Annotated in this window: 14 protein-coding genes; 5 read left to right on the top strand and 9 right to left on the bottom strand. The window is 68.0% G+C overall.

Going from position 1 to position 16,743, the window contains the following annotated elements; translation table 11 throughout:
• Positions 1-7 precede the first annotated feature (7 nt).
• The 3 genes from ligD to BLR51_RS05800 form a co-directional block, all read right to left on the bottom strand.
• A complete protein-coding gene (ligD, locus tag BLR51_RS05790; RefSeq protein ID WP_089844895.1) occupies positions 8-2,446 on the bottom strand; it encodes a DNA ligase D in 2,439 nt (812 codons plus the stop codon).
• Complete coding sequence (gene ku / locus BLR51_RS05795) at positions 2,443-3,264, bottom strand: non-homologous end joining protein Ku (protein ID WP_089844897.1); 822 nt, start codon at positions 3,262-3,264, stop codon at positions 2,443-2,445. The genes ligD and ku overlap by 4 nt, the downstream gene beginning before the upstream one ends.
• 111 nt (positions 3,265-3,375) lie before the next feature.
• Positions 3,376-3,792 (bottom strand): ion channel, encoded by a 417-nt coding sequence (locus BLR51_RS05800; RefSeq protein ID WP_089844899.1) that lies wholly within the window; start codon positions 3,790-3,792, stop codon positions 3,376-3,378.
• A gap of 185 nt (positions 3,793-3,977) precedes the next feature.
• Here BLR51_RS05800 and BLR51_RS05805 point away from each other — a divergent pair, with 185 nt between their 5' ends.
• Complete coding sequence (locus tag BLR51_RS05805; protein WP_089844901.1) at positions 3,978-4,367, top strand: MbcA/ParS/Xre antitoxin family protein; 390 nt, start codon at positions 3,978-3,980, stop codon at positions 4,365-4,367.
• The gene (locus BLR51_RS05810; RefSeq protein ID WP_089844903.1) at positions 4,364-5,065 is read left to right on the top strand and encodes an RES family NAD+ phosphorylase; all 702 of its coding nucleotides are present in this window, start codon (positions 4,364-4,366) and stop codon (positions 5,063-5,065) included. The genes BLR51_RS05805 and BLR51_RS05810 overlap by 4 nt, the downstream gene beginning before the upstream one ends.
• A 51-nt stretch (positions 5,066-5,116) precedes the next feature.
• Here BLR51_RS05810 and BLR51_RS05815 read toward each other — a convergent pair whose 3' ends face one another.
• The 5 genes from BLR51_RS05815 to BLR51_RS05835 form a co-directional block, all read right to left on the bottom strand.
• The gene (locus tag BLR51_RS05815) at positions 5,117-7,444 is read right to left on the bottom strand and encodes a xanthine dehydrogenase family protein molybdopterin-binding subunit (protein WP_089844905.1); all 2,328 of its coding nucleotides are present in this window, start codon (positions 7,442-7,444) and stop codon (positions 5,117-5,119) included.
• Positions 7,441-8,424: an FAD binding domain-containing protein gene (locus BLR51_RS05820; protein WP_089844907.1), complete on the bottom strand. Its 984-nt coding sequence runs from the start codon at positions 8,422-8,424 to the stop codon at positions 7,441-7,443. Before BLR51_RS05820 ends, BLR51_RS05815 begins: the two co-directional genes overlap by 4 nt.
• The gene (locus BLR51_RS05825) at positions 8,421-8,924 is read right to left on the bottom strand and encodes a (2Fe-2S)-binding protein (protein ID WP_089844909.1); all 504 of its coding nucleotides are present in this window, start codon (positions 8,922-8,924) and stop codon (positions 8,421-8,423) included. Before BLR51_RS05825 ends, BLR51_RS05820 begins: the two co-directional genes overlap by 4 nt.
• 68 nt (positions 8,925-8,992) lie before the next feature.
• Positions 8,993-9,424 carry a MarR family winged helix-turn-helix transcriptional regulator gene (locus BLR51_RS05830; RefSeq protein ID WP_089844910.1) on the bottom strand — a complete coding sequence of 144 codons (432 nt, stop codon included), beginning with the start codon at positions 9,422-9,424 and terminating at the stop codon, positions 8,993-8,995.
• A gap of 166 nt (positions 9,425-9,590) precedes the next feature.
• Positions 9,591-10,457, bottom strand: coding sequence for a LysR family transcriptional regulator (locus tag BLR51_RS05835; RefSeq protein WP_089844912.1), 867 nt, complete (start codon positions 10,455-10,457; stop codon positions 9,591-9,593).
• Positions 10,458-10,595: 138 nt separating this feature from the next.
• Here BLR51_RS05835 and ampC point away from each other — a divergent pair, with 138 nt between their 5' ends.
• Positions 10,596-11,747 (top strand): class C beta-lactamase, encoded by a 1,152-nt coding sequence (gene ampC, locus BLR51_RS05840; RefSeq protein ID WP_089844913.1) that lies wholly within the window; start codon positions 10,596-10,598, stop codon positions 11,745-11,747.
• A 99-nt stretch (positions 11,748-11,846) separates the two neighbouring features.
• Here the strand turns inward: ampC and BLR51_RS05845 are convergent, their stop codons facing one another.
• The gene (locus BLR51_RS05845; protein ID WP_089844915.1) at positions 11,847-12,764 is read right to left on the bottom strand and encodes a LysR family transcriptional regulator; all 918 of its coding nucleotides are present in this window, start codon (positions 12,762-12,764) and stop codon (positions 11,847-11,849) included.
• 174 nt (positions 12,765-12,938) lie between these two features.
• Here BLR51_RS05845 and xdhA point away from each other — a divergent pair, with 174 nt between their 5' ends.
• Both xdhA and xdhB read left to right on the top strand, forming a co-directional pair.
• A complete protein-coding gene (gene xdhA / locus BLR51_RS05850) occupies positions 12,939-14,402 on the top strand; it encodes a xanthine dehydrogenase small subunit (RefSeq protein WP_089844917.1) in 1,464 nt (487 codons plus the stop codon).
• Between the two features lie 19 nt (positions 14,403-14,421).
• On the top strand, positions 14,422-16,740 hold the full coding sequence (gene xdhB, locus BLR51_RS05855; protein WP_089844919.1) for a xanthine dehydrogenase molybdopterin binding subunit: 2,319 nt from the start codon (positions 14,422-14,424) through the stop codon (positions 16,738-16,740).
• Positions 16,741-16,743: the final 3 nt, after the last annotated feature.

Raw genomic sequence — 16,743 nt, forward strand, 5'->3', positions numbered from 1 at the left:
CCCGCGCCTAGCGCTGCGACCAGTCCTCCAGCGCTGCGACCACGCCCGCGCCGATGCCATGCGGCTTGGCCGTCAAGAGCGGGCAGGGGGAGGACAGGCGGTCCCGCGCATCGTCCATGTGAAAGCCGTCGGCGCGGTCCAGACCGGCCAGTTCTGCCCAGCTGACCGGCAGGGCCACGGCGGCCCCGGGCCGGGCGCGCAGGGCATAGGGCGCAATGGCGGTGGCGCCGCGTTCGTTGCGCAGCCAGTCGATGAAGATGCGGCCCTTGCGCTTGGCCTTGGACATGGTCGCGGTATAGCGGTCGGGATGGCGTTCGGCGAGGATGCGGGCGAAGGTCTGCGCGAAGCCCTTCACGGTGTCCCAGCCCGCGACGCGGCGCAGCGGCACCACCACATGCACACCCTTGCCGCCCGTCACCATCGGCGCGCTGTCGAGCCCCACCGCCGCCAGACCCTCACGCAGTTCCCCGGCTGCGGCGACAACATCGGCAAATCCCAGCGACGGGTCGGGATCAAGGTCAAAGACCAGCCGGTCGGGCCGCTCCAGCCGGTCGCGGCGCGCGCCCCACAGGTGGACCTCCAGCGCCCCCATCTGCGCGGCCCCGACCAGCCCTTCGGCTGTGGTCACATACATGTAATCGGCGGTCGTGCCGTCCTTTTCGCGGATCGGCACCGGCTTCACCGCATCGGGAAAGCCCTTGCCGGCGTGACGCTGGAAAAAGCACTCCGCGCCGATGCCATCGGGACAGCGCAGCAGCGACAGGGGCCGGTCCGCGGCGTGCTGCAGCATCCGGTCGGCGATGTCGGCATAATACTGCGCCACCTCGCCCTTGGTGACGCCCGCCCCGGGATAGACCACGCGCCCGGCGCTGGACACGCGCAGGCCCGCGATGTGGCGGGTTTCCGTCTCGCTGTCGGCTTCGGCTTCAGCCATGGCGCTGACCTCCTCTGCTGGCTTGTCCTCGCGCAGCCCCCGGAACACGCCGTGGCGCAGACGGCCCTCGCCGGTGAAATCGGCATAGGACACCTCCACCACCAGCCGGGGGGTGATCCAGCGCGCGCCGCGTGCCTCTTCCGGCAGGGTGCCGCCAAAGGGCGCGGTCTTGCGCGAAAGCGGCGCCATGGCCGCCGTCAACGCCTCAAAATCCCGCTCGGTAAAGCCCGATCCGACCCGCCCGCGATAGACCAGCGCGCCACCCTCGTAACTGCCAAGGATCAAAGAGGAAAACGCCCGCCCGCGCTTGTCCGACGGCGACCAGCCCGCCACCACGAATTCGGCGCGGCGCAGACATTTCGACTTGATCCAGCTGCCGCTCCGCCCGCCGCGATAGGGCGCGTCCAGCCGTTTTGACACCACGCCCTCGCCGCCCGCCGCGCAGACCGCTGCCAGCGCCGCCGCGCCATCCCCCGCCAGCACCGGACTCAGCCGCAAGGGGCCGCGCGGGGGCAGCGGCTGCATCAGCCCCTCCAGGGCGCGGCGCCGGTCCGACAGCGGTCGGGTGGTCAGGTCGACACCGTCCAGCGACAGGCAGTCAAAGGCGTAATAGGTCAGCGGCGCGCCCGACCTCAGCGCCTCCTGCAGGGCGCCAAAATCACCGCCATGGCCCGCGACCACCTCGCCATCGATCAGCGCCGCCGCGCAGGGCAGGGTGGCGGCAGGGGCGCAGAGCACGCCGAAGCGGTCCGACCAGTCCTTGCCGTTCCGGGTGTAAAGCCGCACGCCGCCCTTTCCGACCGCGATCAGGCAGCGGTAGCCGTCGAACTTCGCTTCGTGCTGCCAGCTCTCGCCCGCAGGCGGCGCCTCCTTCAGCGTCGCCAGCTGCACCGCGCGGAACCGCGGCGCGGGCTTGGTATGGCGGGCCTCAGCGGGGGGCTGCGCCTGCGCGATGGCCCGCATGGCGCGCCCGGTGGTGACGCTGGTCCGGTGGCGGCGGGTAAGCCCGTCCGGACTGCGCCCGGCAAAGCGGTCGCGTTCCTTGATCAGCAGCCAGTTCTCGGCCCGCTCGCGCGGCTTGCTCCGCATCCGCACCAGCGTCCAGCCGCCCTTCATCCGCGCGCCATGCAGGCGGAACTTCAGCTTGCCCGCCGCAAGCCCTTCGCCCGGATCGCCAAGCGGCTCCCACCAGCCGCTGTCCCACAGCATCACCGTGCCACCGCCATACTGGGATTCGGGAATGGTGCCCTCGAAAGCGCCATAGGCCAGCGGGTGATCTTCGGTGCGCACCGACAGGCGCTTCTGCCCCGGATCCGCCGAAGGCCCCTTGGTGACCGCCCAGGACAGCAGCACGCCCTGCCATTCCAGCCGGAAATCGTAATGCAGGCGGCTGGCATCATGCTTCTGCACGACAAAGGCAAGCTCCGTGCCCGCGGCCTCTGCCAGGTCGGCGCGGGGTTCGGGCGTCGCCGCAAAATCGCGCTTCGCCTCATAGGTCTCCAGCGATCTCATGACGCTTTCTTGCGGCGCGCGCCGCCCTGGCTGTCCTTGAGGCTTTTCTTCAGCGCATCCATCAGATCGACGACGTTTTCACCCTCGCCACCCTTGTCCTTGTCATCCGCCTTGGCGCGCGGCGTCTTGCGGGATCTGCGCTTGCGGTCGATCAGATCCTGCAGCGCCGAGGCATAATGATCCTCAAACGCGGTGGCATCAAACGGCGCCGTCTTCTTTTCGATCAGCTGTGTCGCGACCTCCAGCAGCTCGTCATCAGAGGCGGCATCGGCGATGCCTGAAAACATCGGATCCGCCGCGCGCAGGTCTTCCTTGTAATGCAGCGTCTCCATCAGCAGCCCGTCGCCGCAGGGCCGGATGGCACACAGATGCTCCCGCCCCCGCATGGTCAGCTGTCCGAGCCCGCATTTGCGGGTCTTGCGCAGCGCGTCGCGCACCACGCGATAGGCATCTTCGGCCAGCTCATCCGTGGGCACGACGTAATAGGGCCGGTCGAACCAGATCGGCGCGATCTCGGAGCTTTCGACGAACTGCACCAGCTCCAGCGTCTTTTTGGTGTCAAGCTTGATGGCGTCGATCTCGTCCGGGTCCAGCAGGATATACTCGCCCTTGTCGGTCTCGTATCCCTTGAGGATGTCGGCGCTGTCGACCGGGCCCACGCCCTCCACCGTCTTCTGGTAGCGCACCGGCTTGCCGGACGGCCCGTGGATCTGCCGAAAGGACACCCGCGCGCCGGAATTGCGGGCAGAGTAGATCTCGACCGGGATCGACACCAGCGACAGGCGCAGCTGACCTTTCCAAAGCGCTCTTGGGGCCATGTTCACGTCCTTTCCGCAGGCGGGGCCGGGCGCGCCCGGCCAGACACCTGTTCCAGACGTGAACCCGCAACCCGGCAGAAGGTTTCCGGAACCCTGCGGCGCGGGGGCGCGCTATTCGCGCCACGCCCGTTCGCTGACGGTGTAAAGAAAGGTCGCCGACCATGTCAGCACCATGAACCCGCCCAGCGACTGCATCATGCTGACAAGGCGGATCGGGCCGCTGGTTTCGATCTGCGTATATCCCAGCGTGGCGAAGTTCATCCCCGAGAAATAGACAAGCTGCCCCCAGTCCATCTCCTGCCCGGTGCCGATGCTGCCAAGCGCGCCCCAGTGCAGCAGGCCGCGATAGATCGCGGCAAAGGCCACGATTTCCAGCATATGCAGCGCCAGCAGCCCCAGAAACGCGATGGCGATGGCGCGCTGCGGCGCCTCGTTCGGGTTCGGTTTCAGCGCGCGCACGCCCCGCAGGCCAAACTGATGCGCAATCCCAAGCGCCGCAACAAGCAGGAAGCCGATGATGAGTGCCATGTCCGATCCTTTCGCGCGGGGCTGCCGCTGCGCCCCTAGCGGGTCGCGTTCGGGTCGGTCAACCGTAGGGCTGTCGCGTAGAGCGTTGCAGGGGTGGGAGGCGGCTGGCTCAAACTGGCGCGCACAGGTCATATGGACTTTACTTTACGGCCATATGGCCTATGCTTGCCCCAAAGGAGATCAAGATGCAGCTTGTCGCCGAAACCCGTGACTCCGCCCGGATCACTGCCGTCGCGCTCAAGGCCTATGCGCGCATAGTCGAGGCTTGGGCGCTGAGCCTGAAAGAGGCGGCGGCGCTGGCGGACATGTCCGAAAGCACGTGGAAGCGCGCCAGAAAGCCCGATTTTTCCGGAGACCTGACCAAGGACCAACTGCTGCGGCTTAGCGCGGTGGTGGGAATCTACAAATCGCTGGAGCTTTACTTTTCCGACCCGCTTGCCCGGACATGGATCACCCGGCCCAACACCGGCCCGCTTTTTGGCGGGGCACGCCCGCTCGACAGCGCGATCGAAGGCGGCCTGCCGCAGATCCTCGCGATCCGGACCTATCTGGACGCCCTGCGGGGCGGCGCATGACGCAGACCCAGATTTCGGACCGCGGGCTTGTCCGCCTGCTGCCCGCGACCTATCACAAGCCGCCCGCGCTGCGCGGTCTGGTCGACAGTGATGACGAACTGGCGATCCTTGCCGAAATCGAAGGCATGACCAGCGGGCGGCTGCAGGCCGAGCGGGGCCGCAACCCGCATCTTGACCCGCGCGAACTGGCATGGCGGCGGCGCAGCCAAGACCTGCGCATCTATGGCGACACCCATGTCAACGCCGCCTTCACCTATACCCGGGCGGGCGGCAACCGCTTCAACAGCGAAGAGCGTGGCGCATGGTATTGTGCGTGGGATGTCATGGTGTCGGTCAACGAAGTCGCGTGGCACCGCACGCGGGAGCTGACCTATACCGGCAGCCTGCAGGACAGCGCCCGTTATGTGGAACTGCTGGCGGATTTTATCGGCGGGTTCGAGGACATCACCGCCGAGCCCGGCCATCCCGCGCTGCATCCCGACCCCGCGATCGGCTATCCCGAGGGCCAGAGCCTTGCGCAGCATCTGCGGCGGCAGGGCGCGCGCGGGCTGATCTATCCCTCCGTGCGCGCGCCCGTACCGGGCGGCACCTGTCTGGTCTGTTTCGAACCCCACGCCATCCAGAACGTCCGGCCCGGGGCGTCATGGGATCTCGTCTGGGACGGCACGCCAGACTATTCGATCATCGCCGTCGCCTGAGGCTCCGGCTCCGGCAGCGGCATTCCCTTGCGCCTGCGCAGGGGAGGGCGCTCAGGCGCCCTCCTCCTCCAGCAGCTTGTCCAGCGTCAGCGGCAGATCCCGCAGGCGCGTTCCGGTGGCGTTGAACACCGCATTGGCGATGGCGGCGGCGACGCCGGTGATGGCGATCTCGCCGATGCCCCGGGCGCCAAGCGGCGATCTGGGGTCCGGAATGCCGGTCCAGCGCACATCGATCTCGGGAATGTCGAGATGGGCGGGAATGTGGTAATCGGCAAGGCCCGCATTCATGATCCGCCCGCTGCGCTCGTCAAACAGCACCTCCTCGCTCAGCGCCATGCCAAGCCCCATGATCATCCCGCCGCGCAGCTGGCTCGCGGCGGTGCGGGGGTTGAGGATGGTGCCCACGTCAAAGACGCCCAACAGCCGGGTGATGCGGATCTCGCCGGTCACCGCGCTGACCCGCAGGTCGCAGAAATTGGCCGACTGGCTTTGCATCGCGTATTTGAACATCTCCAGCGGGGCTGCGGCGCTTTCGGTCACCGTGATGTCCTCGCGCCCCGCCCGGGACAGGATCGCGTCAAAGCTGTCGCGGCGCGCGGGATCGGCAAGGCTGACCAGCCCGCCCTCCTGCAGCCGCACCTCGCCCGCGCGCAACCCGGCCAGCGGGCTGGCATTGCCCGCAAGCCGCAGCAGTTCGCCGGTCAGCTTGGTTGCGGCAGCGGCCACCGCCGCCACAATCGATACGGTCTGCCCCGATCCCCCGGCCATCGGCGCGGGCGGAAGGTCTGAATCCCCCATCTCGAAACTGACCGCCGCCAGCGGCAGGCCAAGCCGGTCGGCGGCGTGCTGGCTCTGCACCGTGGCGGTGCCCATGCCCATGTCCTGCGCCGAACAGGCAACGCTGGCCCGCCCGTCACGGGTCAGGCGGATGCGGACGGCACCTGCAGGCATCCGGACATAGGGAAAGCTCCCCGTCGCACAGCCCATCCCCAGCAGCCATTCGCCCTCGCGCCGGGTTCGCGGCGTGGCGTTGCGCGCGGCCCAGCCGAACGCCTCCGCCCCCTGACGGTAGGCCTCGGCCAGCGCCCGCTGCGAAAAGGGGATGCCGCTGAGCGGGTGAACCTCGGGATCGTTGCGCAGCCGCAGCTCGATCGGGTCCATGCTCATCTGATGCGCCAGCTCGTCCACGGCGCTTTCCAGCGCAAAGCTGCCCACGGCCTCGCCCGGCGCGCGCATGTAGGTGTTCGGCACCACGTCAAGGTCGAGATGTTTCTGCCCGAACCGGACGTTCTGCGCCCGATACAGCGCACGGCTGCCCAGCGTATACTGCTCGGGGCAGGCGCCATAGGGGGGCATGACCGAATAGCCGGTATGGATCAGCGCCGTGAACCGGCCCCCGGCCTCCGCCGCAAGTGCGACGCGCTGTTCGGTCGGGCTGCGGCCACCGACCATGCGGAACACCGCCTCGCGGCTCAGCACCAGCCGCACCGGACGGCGGACCAGCCGGGCGGCGGCCACCGCCAGCACGTGATGGTCCCAGAACCCCTTGGCGCCAAAGCCGCCCCCGACAAAGGGCGACAGCACGCGCACATCCTCGCGCCTGATGTCGAAAAGCTTGGCCAGCGCCGCCGCCGTTGGGGCGATGGCCTGCGTCGCGTCATGCAGCACCAGCCTGTCGCCGGTCCAGGCTGCGGTCACCGCATGCGGCTCGATGGCGGCGTGGTTGTGGCCGGGGGTGGTGTAAATGGCATCGACCTGAAACGCGGACTGCCGCAGCGCCGCCTCGGCATCGCCGACCGCTTCTTCGTTCCGCTCCACAAGGATCGAGGCGGGGGTGCGCGCCTGCGGTTTGGCCGCTTCAAACCGGGTGCGGGCTGGGGCCTCGTCATAGCTGATGTCGATCAGGCTTGCGGCAAAATCAGCCTGCTGCGGGGTCTCGGCAAGGACAAGCGCCACGACCTGCCCGTTATAGCGGATTTCGGGATCCTGCAGGATCGGCAGCGCGCTGTTGCCGACCGCCGTCATGTTGGTGATGCTGATCAGCGGCACGGGCTCCAGACGCGGCATGGTGCGGTGCGTCAGCACCAGAACCACGCCCGGAGCCGCCTCTGCCGCGCGGGTGTCGAGCGTGGCGATGCGCCCGCGCGCGACCGGGCTGTGGACCAGCGCGGCATGGCAGAGCTGCTCCAGCGGCACCTCGGCGGCAAAGCGCGCGGCCCCGGTCACCTTCAGCGGGCCGTCGAGATGGCCAAGCTGCCGCCCGACCTCGCCATGGCGCCCGATCAGCGGATCGGGCGACCCGCCCGGCAGCCAGCGTTCCGGCAGCCAGCCGACCACGGTGCGGACGGAGCCGATGACGGCGTTTTGAACCCGGCTCATGCGGCATCTCCGATCAGATCGGCCAGAACCGCCATGGCGGTGCGGCTGGCAAGTGGCAGTTTGAAGGCGTTTCCGTCCAACGGCTTGGCCTCGGCAAAGTCCAGCGCCAGCGCTGCCGCGATGGCCTGCGGCGTGGCGGGGGTGCCGCGCAGCGCCTCCTCGGCCCGCAGGGCACGCCATGGCTTGGGCGCGATGCCGCCAAAGGCCAGCCGGATGTCGGTCAGCGTGCCCCGGTCGACCGTGACGCAGGCCGCGACCGAGACCAGCGCAAAGGCATAGCTCGCCCGGTCCCGCACCTTGCGATAGGCGGACCGCATCGCGGCGGGCGGGGGCGGCAGTTCAAGGGCGGTGATGATCTCGCCGGGCTGCAGGACGGTGTCCAGATGCGGCGCATCGCCGGGCAGGCGGTGAAATTCCACCAGCGGCACCACCCGCAGACCGGCGGCACTGGCAAGGTGGACCTGCGCATCCAAGGCGGCAAGGGCCACGCACATGTCCGAAGGATGGGTGGCGATGCAGGCGGAGGACCCGCCAAGGATGGCGTGATAGCGGCTGAAGCCGCCCTGCGCGTCGCAGCCGCTGCCGGGGCTGCGCTTGTTGCAGCCACGGGTGGCGGCATCGGTGAAATAGGCGCAGCGGGTGCGCTGCATGATGTTGCCCGCCACCGTCGCCATGTTGCGGATCTGCGCCGAGGCCCCGGCAAGCACCGCGCGCGACAGCACCGGATACTCGCGGCGCACCGCCGGATGCCCCGCCAGCGCGGCGTTGCGTACGGCGCCGCCGATCATCAGCCCGCCCTGCGGCGTCGGGCGGATGTCATCCGACAGGCCGGTCACATCGACCAGCCTCTCCGGCTGCTCCACCCCCCGGCGCATCAGGTCGACAAGGTTGGTCCCGCCCCCCAGCAGGCGGTGCCCGGATGCGGCGGCGGCGGTGGCCTGCTCTGCGGTGCCGGCGCGGCTGTAGCTGAAGGGGATCATGCCGCGCGCTCCTCTGCCACCTGCAGGATCGCCGCGACGATCCCGGGATGGGCGCCGCAGCGGCAGAGATTGCCGCTCATCCTTTCGCGGATTTCCTCGGCGCTAAGCGGGGCAGGGGCCGTGATGTCAGCGGTGACATAGCTGGGCAACCCCTCCGCCAGTTCGCGCAGCAGCGCCTCGGCGGCGCAGATCTGGCCGGGCGTGCAGTAACCGCACTGAAACCCGTCCTGCGCGATGAAGGCCGCCTGCAGCGGGTGAAGCTGGTCTGCCTCCGCCAGCCCTTCGATGGTGGTGACCCGGCGGCCTTCGGCCTGCACGGCCAGCGTCAGGCAGGACAGCACGCGCGCGCCGTCCAGCAGCACGGTGCAGGCGCCGCAGCCGCCCTGATTGCAGCCGATCTTGGTCCCGGTGAGGTGCAGGTCGTCGCGCAGCAGATCGGCCAGCGACACGCGCGGGTCGTCCGGAAGCGCTACGTCTCTGCCGTTGATGGAAATGGCCATGTCTTCATCCCTTGCGATGTTGGGGTGAGCCGTCATGCAAGGAGATATTACTACGACATTCGGACTATTCAATCCTCGGAGGAAGAGATTTTCCCGATCAGACCGATAAAAACGGGCCGTTCCTCTGGCAGAAGCTGGTCCAGCATGGCGCGGAACATGGTCTGATGCGCGGCGCGCTGCGCTTCGGCATAGGCGACGCCCTCGTCGGTCAGCTGCAGCGCCACGGCGCGGCGGTCATCCGACGGGCGCAGCCGCTGCAGCAGTCCGCGCTTGGCCAGCCGGTCCGTGGCCGAGGAAATGGTCGTCAGCGCAATCCCGAAGGCGCGCGCCACATCCGAGGGCCCGCAGCCGGGCTGGGCCGCCACATGCTGGAGGATATGCTTGTCTATCTCGGCCAGCGGGCGCCCGCCCAGACTGGCATCCGACAGCTTGAATCGCCGCGAGAGCCTGTCCAGCGCGGCGGCGAGTTCCGCAACCTGATCGTTCGTAGGATCTTTCATCCCGCCAGTTTACGGCCCCGCGCGCCGCGGTGCCAGAGCTGTTCGCCGGGTGCGGAGTTTCTGCCGCGCGTGGGGCCGCGCGGGGGCCACACCATCCTGTGTTTTGCCGCGCAGGCTCTGCCCTTGCGTTGGCGCAGCCTTGGGCAGACCACCCCGGGCGCCCGGTTCAGGCCAGCGCCGCTGTCAGCCATGTGCGGAAGCTGCGCATTCCTTGCGTTTCCTTGCGGGTCTGCGGCCATGTCAGCCAGTAGCTGCCCATGTCCACCTCCGGCGCGAAGGGGCGGACAAGGCGCCCGGTCTCCTCCCAGAGCCGGAAGAGCCGGTGCGGCAGGATCGCGACCCCGTGACCCTGTGCCGCCATTTCGGCCAGCGCCAGCGAGCTGTCCAGCGTCGGGCCGCGCAGGGGCGGGCAGGGCAGCCCCACCTCCTCGAACCACCGCTCCCATTCCGAACTGCGGTAAGAGCGCAGCAGCGTCAGCCCGCGCAGATCCGCCGCCCCTTCCAGCCCTGCGGCAAGAGCGGGCGCGCACATCGGCGTCAGCGGCGCCTCCATCACCTTGACCGAGGCCAGCCCGTGCCAAGACCCGTCGCCAAAACGCAGCGCCAGATCCAGCCCTTCGCCGGTGATGGTGACGCGGTTGTTGTTGGTGAAGATCCGCAGGTCGACCTCGGGATGCGCGGCCTCGAATTCGGGCAGGCGCGGGATCAGCCAGCCGATCGCGAAGGTGCCGACCACGCCAAGGTTGAGCGCCTCGTGAAACCGGCCCCCGGAAAACCGGTCCAGCGTCTCGCCGATGCTGTCCAGTGCGGCGGTCACCACGGGGGCCAGCGCCACACCCTCCTCGGTCAGCACCAGCCCGCGCGGCACGCGGCGGAACAGCGCCACGCCCAGCCGGTCCTCCAGATTGCGGATCTGATGGCTGAGGGCGGCCTGCGTCACGCAAAGCTCCACCGCCGCATGGGTCAGCGTCAGATGGCGGGCGGCGGCTTCGAAGGCGCGCAGCGCGTTCAGCGGAAGGTTCGGGCGATCCATGACGACCTATTAGTTTTTCTACAGACTATCTCAAGAATTGATCTTTTGAAGCGGGTAATCCCCCAAGATAGGCAGGGACAGGCAAATTCAGTTCAAGTCAGGCGTGACGACACGCCCCCAGCGACAGGCGACAAACCCATGACATCCCCCTTTGTGTTCACCCTCGCGGCTGCGGTCTGCGCCGCCCCGGCTCTGGCCGCGCCCCTGTCCGACGCGCGGATCCAGCAGCTTGGCGACGCGGTCTTCGGCCCGGTGATGACCGAACATGACATCCCCGGCATGGCCATCGGCATCACCTACCGGGGCGAAAACCATGTCCTCACCCGTGGGCTGGCCGTGCGGGAGGGCGCGCAGCCGGTGACCGCCGACACGCTTTTCGAACTGGGCTCGGTCAGCAAGCTGTTCAACGTGGCGCTGGCCGGGCTCGCGGCAGAGCGTGGCCTGCTGTCGCTGGACGCCGCCGTGTCGGATCTGCGGCCCGACCTGCAGGGCAGCGCCTTTGACTGGATCACGCTTTACGATCTGGCCGCACATGCCAATGGCGGGCTGCCGCTGCAGGTGCCGGACACGATCACCACCGAGGCCGAGCTGTCCGACTGGCTTGCAGGCTGGACCACCGCCGCAGAGCCGCAGAGCCTGCGCGCCTATTCCAACCTGAGCATCGGCCTGCTGGGCCGCCTGACCGCAGAGGCCTTTGGTCGCGATTACGAGACGGCGCTGACCGAGGACCTGCTGCCGGAGCTTGGCCTGAGCCACACCTATGTCACCGTGCCGGACGCGGCGATGCCCGACTATGCCTTTGGCTATGCCCGGCCGGACGACAGCGCGGTGCGGGTCACTCCGGGGATGCTGGATGCCGAGGCTTATGGCATCAAATCCTCCGTCACCGACATGCTGCGCTTTCTGGACGCCTATCTTGGCGCATGGCCGGTGTCGCCGGAGGTGGAGGCGGCGCTGTCCCGCACGCGCGAGGCCCGTTACGACACCGCCCATTACGCGCAGGCGATGATCTGGGAGGACTATGCGTGGCCCGTCACCGCCGCGCAGCTGGCGGCGGGCAACAGCAGCGAGATGGCTCTGACCCCGCAGCCGATCACCCGCCGCGACAGAGCGCGCAGCGGGCCGGTGTTCCTGAACAAGACCGGGGCGACAAACGGCTTTGGCGCCTATGTGGCCATGGTCCCGCAGGAAGAGATCGGCGTGGTCGTTCTGGCCAACCGCAATTATCCCAACGCGGCCCGCGCCGAGGCGACGCTGGATCTGATCACCCGCATCCTTGCCGAAGACTGAAACCCGCGGCGGGGAGGGCTTTGCCTTCCCCGTCCGGACCCTTGCGCGTGAATCCTGTAATGATGATTATGTAATACTAGTGTTGAAAGGCTCGCCCCGTCAGGCGGCCCGCCTTTTGGCAAAAAGCGGCTTGCTCTGCCGCGCGACATGTTCGACGAAAAGCCGGATCTTCGGATCCTGCAGCTTCTTGTGCGGGTAAAGACAGCCGAAGATCGTCGGCAGCGGCGGCGTCTCGGGCAGCACCTCGACCAGACGCCCCGTCGCCAGATGATCCTGCACGTCAAAGCGCGGCTTGTTCACGATGCCCCGGCCCGCCAGCGCCCAGTCGGTCAGCACGTCGCCGTCATCCGCATCATATTTGCCGCGCACTTCCAGCTTCTGCGGCCCGGCGGGGGTCATCACGGTCCAGAAATATTCGGGCGACCGGGGATAGCGCAGCAGCAGGCAGTTATGCACCGCCTGCAGCAGATCGTCGGGCGTGCGCGGCGTGCCCGCGCGCGCCAGATAGTCGGGGGCCGCACAAAGCACGCGGTCGCAATCGGCGATCTTGCGCAGCTTCAGATTGGAATCGCCCGGCTCGCCGACAAAAAACGCGATGTCGAGCCCGTCCGCCAGCAGATCCACCTTGCGGTCGGAGAGGCGCATCCGCACCTCGGTTTCCGGGTATCTGTCGGAAAATCCGGGCACCAGCGGCGCCACGATCCGGCGCCCGACCCCCAAGGGCGCGGTGACGCGGATCGCCCCGCGCGGCACCTGCGAAAAGCTGGCTACCCGCGCTTCGGCGTTTTCCAGCGCCAGCAGCACCGCACGCGCCTCGTCATAAAAGACCCGCCCCGCCTCGGTGGGGTTGATCGACCGGGTGGTGCGGTTGAACAGCCGCACGCCAAGATGTTTCTCCAGCTCTTTCAGCCGCTTGCTGGCCACAGCCGGGGTCAGCCGCAGATCGCGCCCGCCCGAGGTGATGCTGCCCAGTTCCAGAACCCGGACAAAGACCCGCAGGCTTTCGATATAGGACATGGGCTGCCTCCCGCGCTGCCAGCTGCCCCCATTCTGCGCGCAGCGCCCGGCTTTTTCAACGATCTGTTGAAAGTATTTGCCGATACGAGCGATTTTTCGAGCCAATTTCGCGCCGTATGCTGTGCGTGGCCCCGGGATGCGTGACCCAAGACCCAAGGCCAAGCGGAGGACAGCATGACAGATCGCGACGACATTCGTTTCATACTCAACGGCAAAGAAATCTCGGTCCGCGATGTCGAGGCCAGCCGCACCCTGCTTGATTTCCTGCGGCTGGAGCGGCGCCTGACCGGCACCAAGGAAGGCTGCGCCGAGGGCGACTGCGGCGCCTGCACCGTGCTGGTCGGACGGCTGACCGCCACCGGGCTGGTCTATGCGCCGGTCAATGCCTGCATCCGCTTTCTGGCTTCGGTCGATGGCTGCCACGTCGTCACCATCGAACATCTGGCCGGGCCCGACGGGCGGCTGCACCCGGTGCAGCAGGCGATGATCGACCATCACGGCAGCCAGTGCGGCTTCTGCACGCCGGGCTTCGTGATGTCGCTTTACGCGCTGTGGATGCAGACGCCGGAGCCGACCGAGGCGCAGGTGGAAACCGCCCTGCAGGGCAATCTCTGCCGCTGCACCGGCTATGCGCCGATCATCCGCGCCGCCGTGGCGGTCAGCCGCTACGGCACCCCCGCCTCGGATCACCTGACCGCCGAACGCGAGGCGATGACGGCACGGCTTGCCGCGCTGCGCGACGGGCGGCGCGTGATCAGCGGGCCGCAGGACAATCTGGCCATCCTGCCTGCCGACGTGGACGATCTGGCCGACTGCCTGCTGCGCTGGCCGGGGGCGACGATCATCGCCGGGGCCACCGATGTCGGGCTCTGGGTCACCAAATTCCTGCGCCCCATCGGGCCTGCGATCTTCATCGGGCATCTGGACGCGCTGAAACGGGTCGAACGGCAGGGCGACAGCCTGCTGATCGGCGCAAGCGCCAGCTATACCGACTGCCAGAGCGTTCTGGCCGAGCACCTGCCGCATCTGTCGCGCTACTGGGACCGCATCGCCGGATGGCAGGTGCGCAACATGGGCACCGTGGGCGGCAACATCGCCAATGGCTCGCCCATCGGGGACACGCCGCCGGTGCTGATCGCGCTTGGGGCAGAGATCGTGCTGCGCCACGGCGCCGACCGCCGCCGCCTGCCGCTGCAGGACTTCTTCCTTGATTACGGCAAGCAGGACCGCGCGGCGGGCGAATTTGTGGAAAGCATCCACATTCCCCTGCCCGGCGCCGATGACCTTCATGCCGCCTACAAGCTGTCCAAGCGCCGGGACGAGGATATCTCGGCGGTGGCGGCGGGATTCCGCATCACCGTGGAGCAGGGCCGGATCACGCAGGCCCGGCTGGCCTTTGGCGGCATGGCGGCGACCCCCAAACGCGCCAGCGGTGCCGAACGGGCGCTGACCGGCCAGCCTTGGTCAGAAGCGGCGTTCGAGGCGGCGGCAGAGGCGCTGGCGCAGGATTTCACCCCGCTGGACGACTGGCGGGCCTCGGCGGCCTACCGGATGCTGGGCGCGCAGAACCTGCTGCGCCGCTTCTTTCTGGAACATGACGCCGCCACCACCGCCCCCATCCAACTTGAAACCGCGTAAGCCGGGAAAGGACAGCACGATGAAGGATACCCTGACCATCAGCGGCGCGGCCCATACCGACCGCACCCATGACAGCGCCGTCAAACATGTGACGGGCCGCGCCGATTACACCGATGACATCGCCCAGCCGGAAGGCACGCTGCACGCCTATCTGGGCGTGTCGGACGTGGCCCATGCCCGGCTGAACGGGCTCGACCTCACTGCAGTGCTGGCCTATCCGGGCGTGGTGGGGGTGCTGACCGCCGCCGACGTGCCCGGGGTCAACGACATCAGCCCCACCGGCCAGAATGACGAGCCGGTCTTTCCCACCGACCTGATCCAGTTCCATGGCCAGCCGCTGTTCGCGGTGGTGGCCGAAACCCGCGACATCGCCCGCCGTGCGGCAGCACTGGCACGGATCGACTGCGAGGTGCTGCCCCACGCGCTTGATCCGCTTGCGGCACAGGAGGCGGGCTATCCCCATGTGACCGCGCCGCTGAAGCTGGAGCGGGGCGATGTGGAGGCAGGCTTCGCGCAGGCGCCGCACCGGATCAGCGGGCGGATGCATGTGGGCGGGCAGGATCACATGTATCTGGAAGGCCAGATCGCCTTTGCCATCCCCGGCGAGGATGACGACATAGTGGTGCACTGCTCCACCCAGCATCCTTCGGAGGCGCAGCATATGGTGGCGCATGTGCTGGGCGTGCCGTCCAATGCGGTGGTGGTCGACGTGCGGCGCATGGGTGGCGGGTTCGGCGGCAAGGAAAGCCAGATGAACCTGTTCTGCGTCGTCGCCGCCATGGCCGCGAAGAAGTGGAACCGTGCGGTCAAGATCCGGCCCGACCGCGATCAGGACATGACCGCCACCGGCAAGCGCCATGATTTCGTGATTGATTACGACGTTGGCTTTGACGAGACGGGCCGCATTCTGGCCGTGGGCGGCACCTTTGCGGCGCGCTGCGGCTTTTCCGCCGACCTCTCCGGCCCGGTCACCGACCGCGCGCTGTTCCATGCCGACAACGCCTATTTCTATCCGCATGTGCGGCTGACCAGCCGCCCGATGAAGACCAACACCGTCTCCAACACCGCGTTTCGCGGCTTTGGCGGGCCGCAGGGGGTGATGGCAGCGGAACGGATGATCGAGGAGATCGCCTATGCCACCGGGCAGGATCCGCTCGACGTGCGCCGGATCAACTTCTACGGCGGTGCGGGCCGCGACCTGACCCCCTATCACCAGCAGGTAGAAGACAACATCCTTGACCGGCTGGTCACGGATCTGGAGGAAAGCAGCGCCTATCGCCAGCGCCGCCGCGACATCGTGGCCCATAACGCCGCCTCGAAGGTGCTGAAAAAGGGCATCGCGCTGACGCCGGTCAAGTTCGGCATCTCCTTCACCGCGACATGGTACAATCAGGCAGGCGCGCTGGTGCATGTCTATAGCGACGGCTCCATCCACCTCAATCATGGCGGCACCGAGATGGGCCAAGGGCTCAACACCAAGGTGGCGCAGGTGGTGGCCGAGGCGTTTCAGGTCGATTTCGAGCGCATCAAGATCACCAAGACCACAACGGAAAAGGTGCCCAACACCTCCGCCACCGCCGCCTCCTCGGGGACCGACCTCAACGGCATGGCAGCACTTGACGCGGTGGAACAGATCAAGGCGCGGCTGGTCAGCTTCGCGGCGGAGCGCTGGAGCGTCGCCCCCGACGCCGTGCGGTTTGTCGCCAATCAGGTGCATGTGGGCGACGAGGTGCTGTCCTTTGACGCCTTCATCCGGCAGGCCTATCTGGCGCGGATGCAGCTGTCGGCGGCGGGCTTCTACAAGACGCCGAAAATCCACTGGGACCGCGCCAAGGGACAGGGCCGCCCCTTCTATTACTACGCCTATGGCGCCGCCTGTTCCGAGGTGACCATCGACACGCTGACCGGCGAATACCGGGTGGACCGCACCGACATCCTGCATGATGTGGGCCGCTCGCTGAACCCGGCGCTGGACCGGGGGCAGGTGGAAGGCGCCTTCGTGCAGGGCATGGGCTGGCTTACCACCGAAGAACTGTGGTGGGACAAGGCCGGGCGGCTGCGCACCCACGCGCCCTCCACCTACAAGATCCCGCTCGCCTCTGACCGGCCGCGCATCTTCAACGTGCGGCTGGCGGACTGGTCGGAGAACCGCGAACTGACCATCAAGCGGTCCAAGGCCGTGGGAGAGCCGCCCTTCATGCTGGGCATCTCGGTTTTCGAGGCGCTGTCCATGGCGGTGGCCTCGGTCGCGGATTACCGCGTCTGCCCGCGCCTTGACGCGCCCGCCACCCCCGAACGGGTGCTGATGGCCGTGGCGCGGCTGCGGCGCGGGGACTGAGGC

It is taken from the genome of Salipiger marinus (assembly GCF_900100085.1).
Lineage (GTDB): Bacteria > Pseudomonadota > Alphaproteobacteria > Rhodobacterales > Rhodobacteraceae > Salipiger > Salipiger marinus.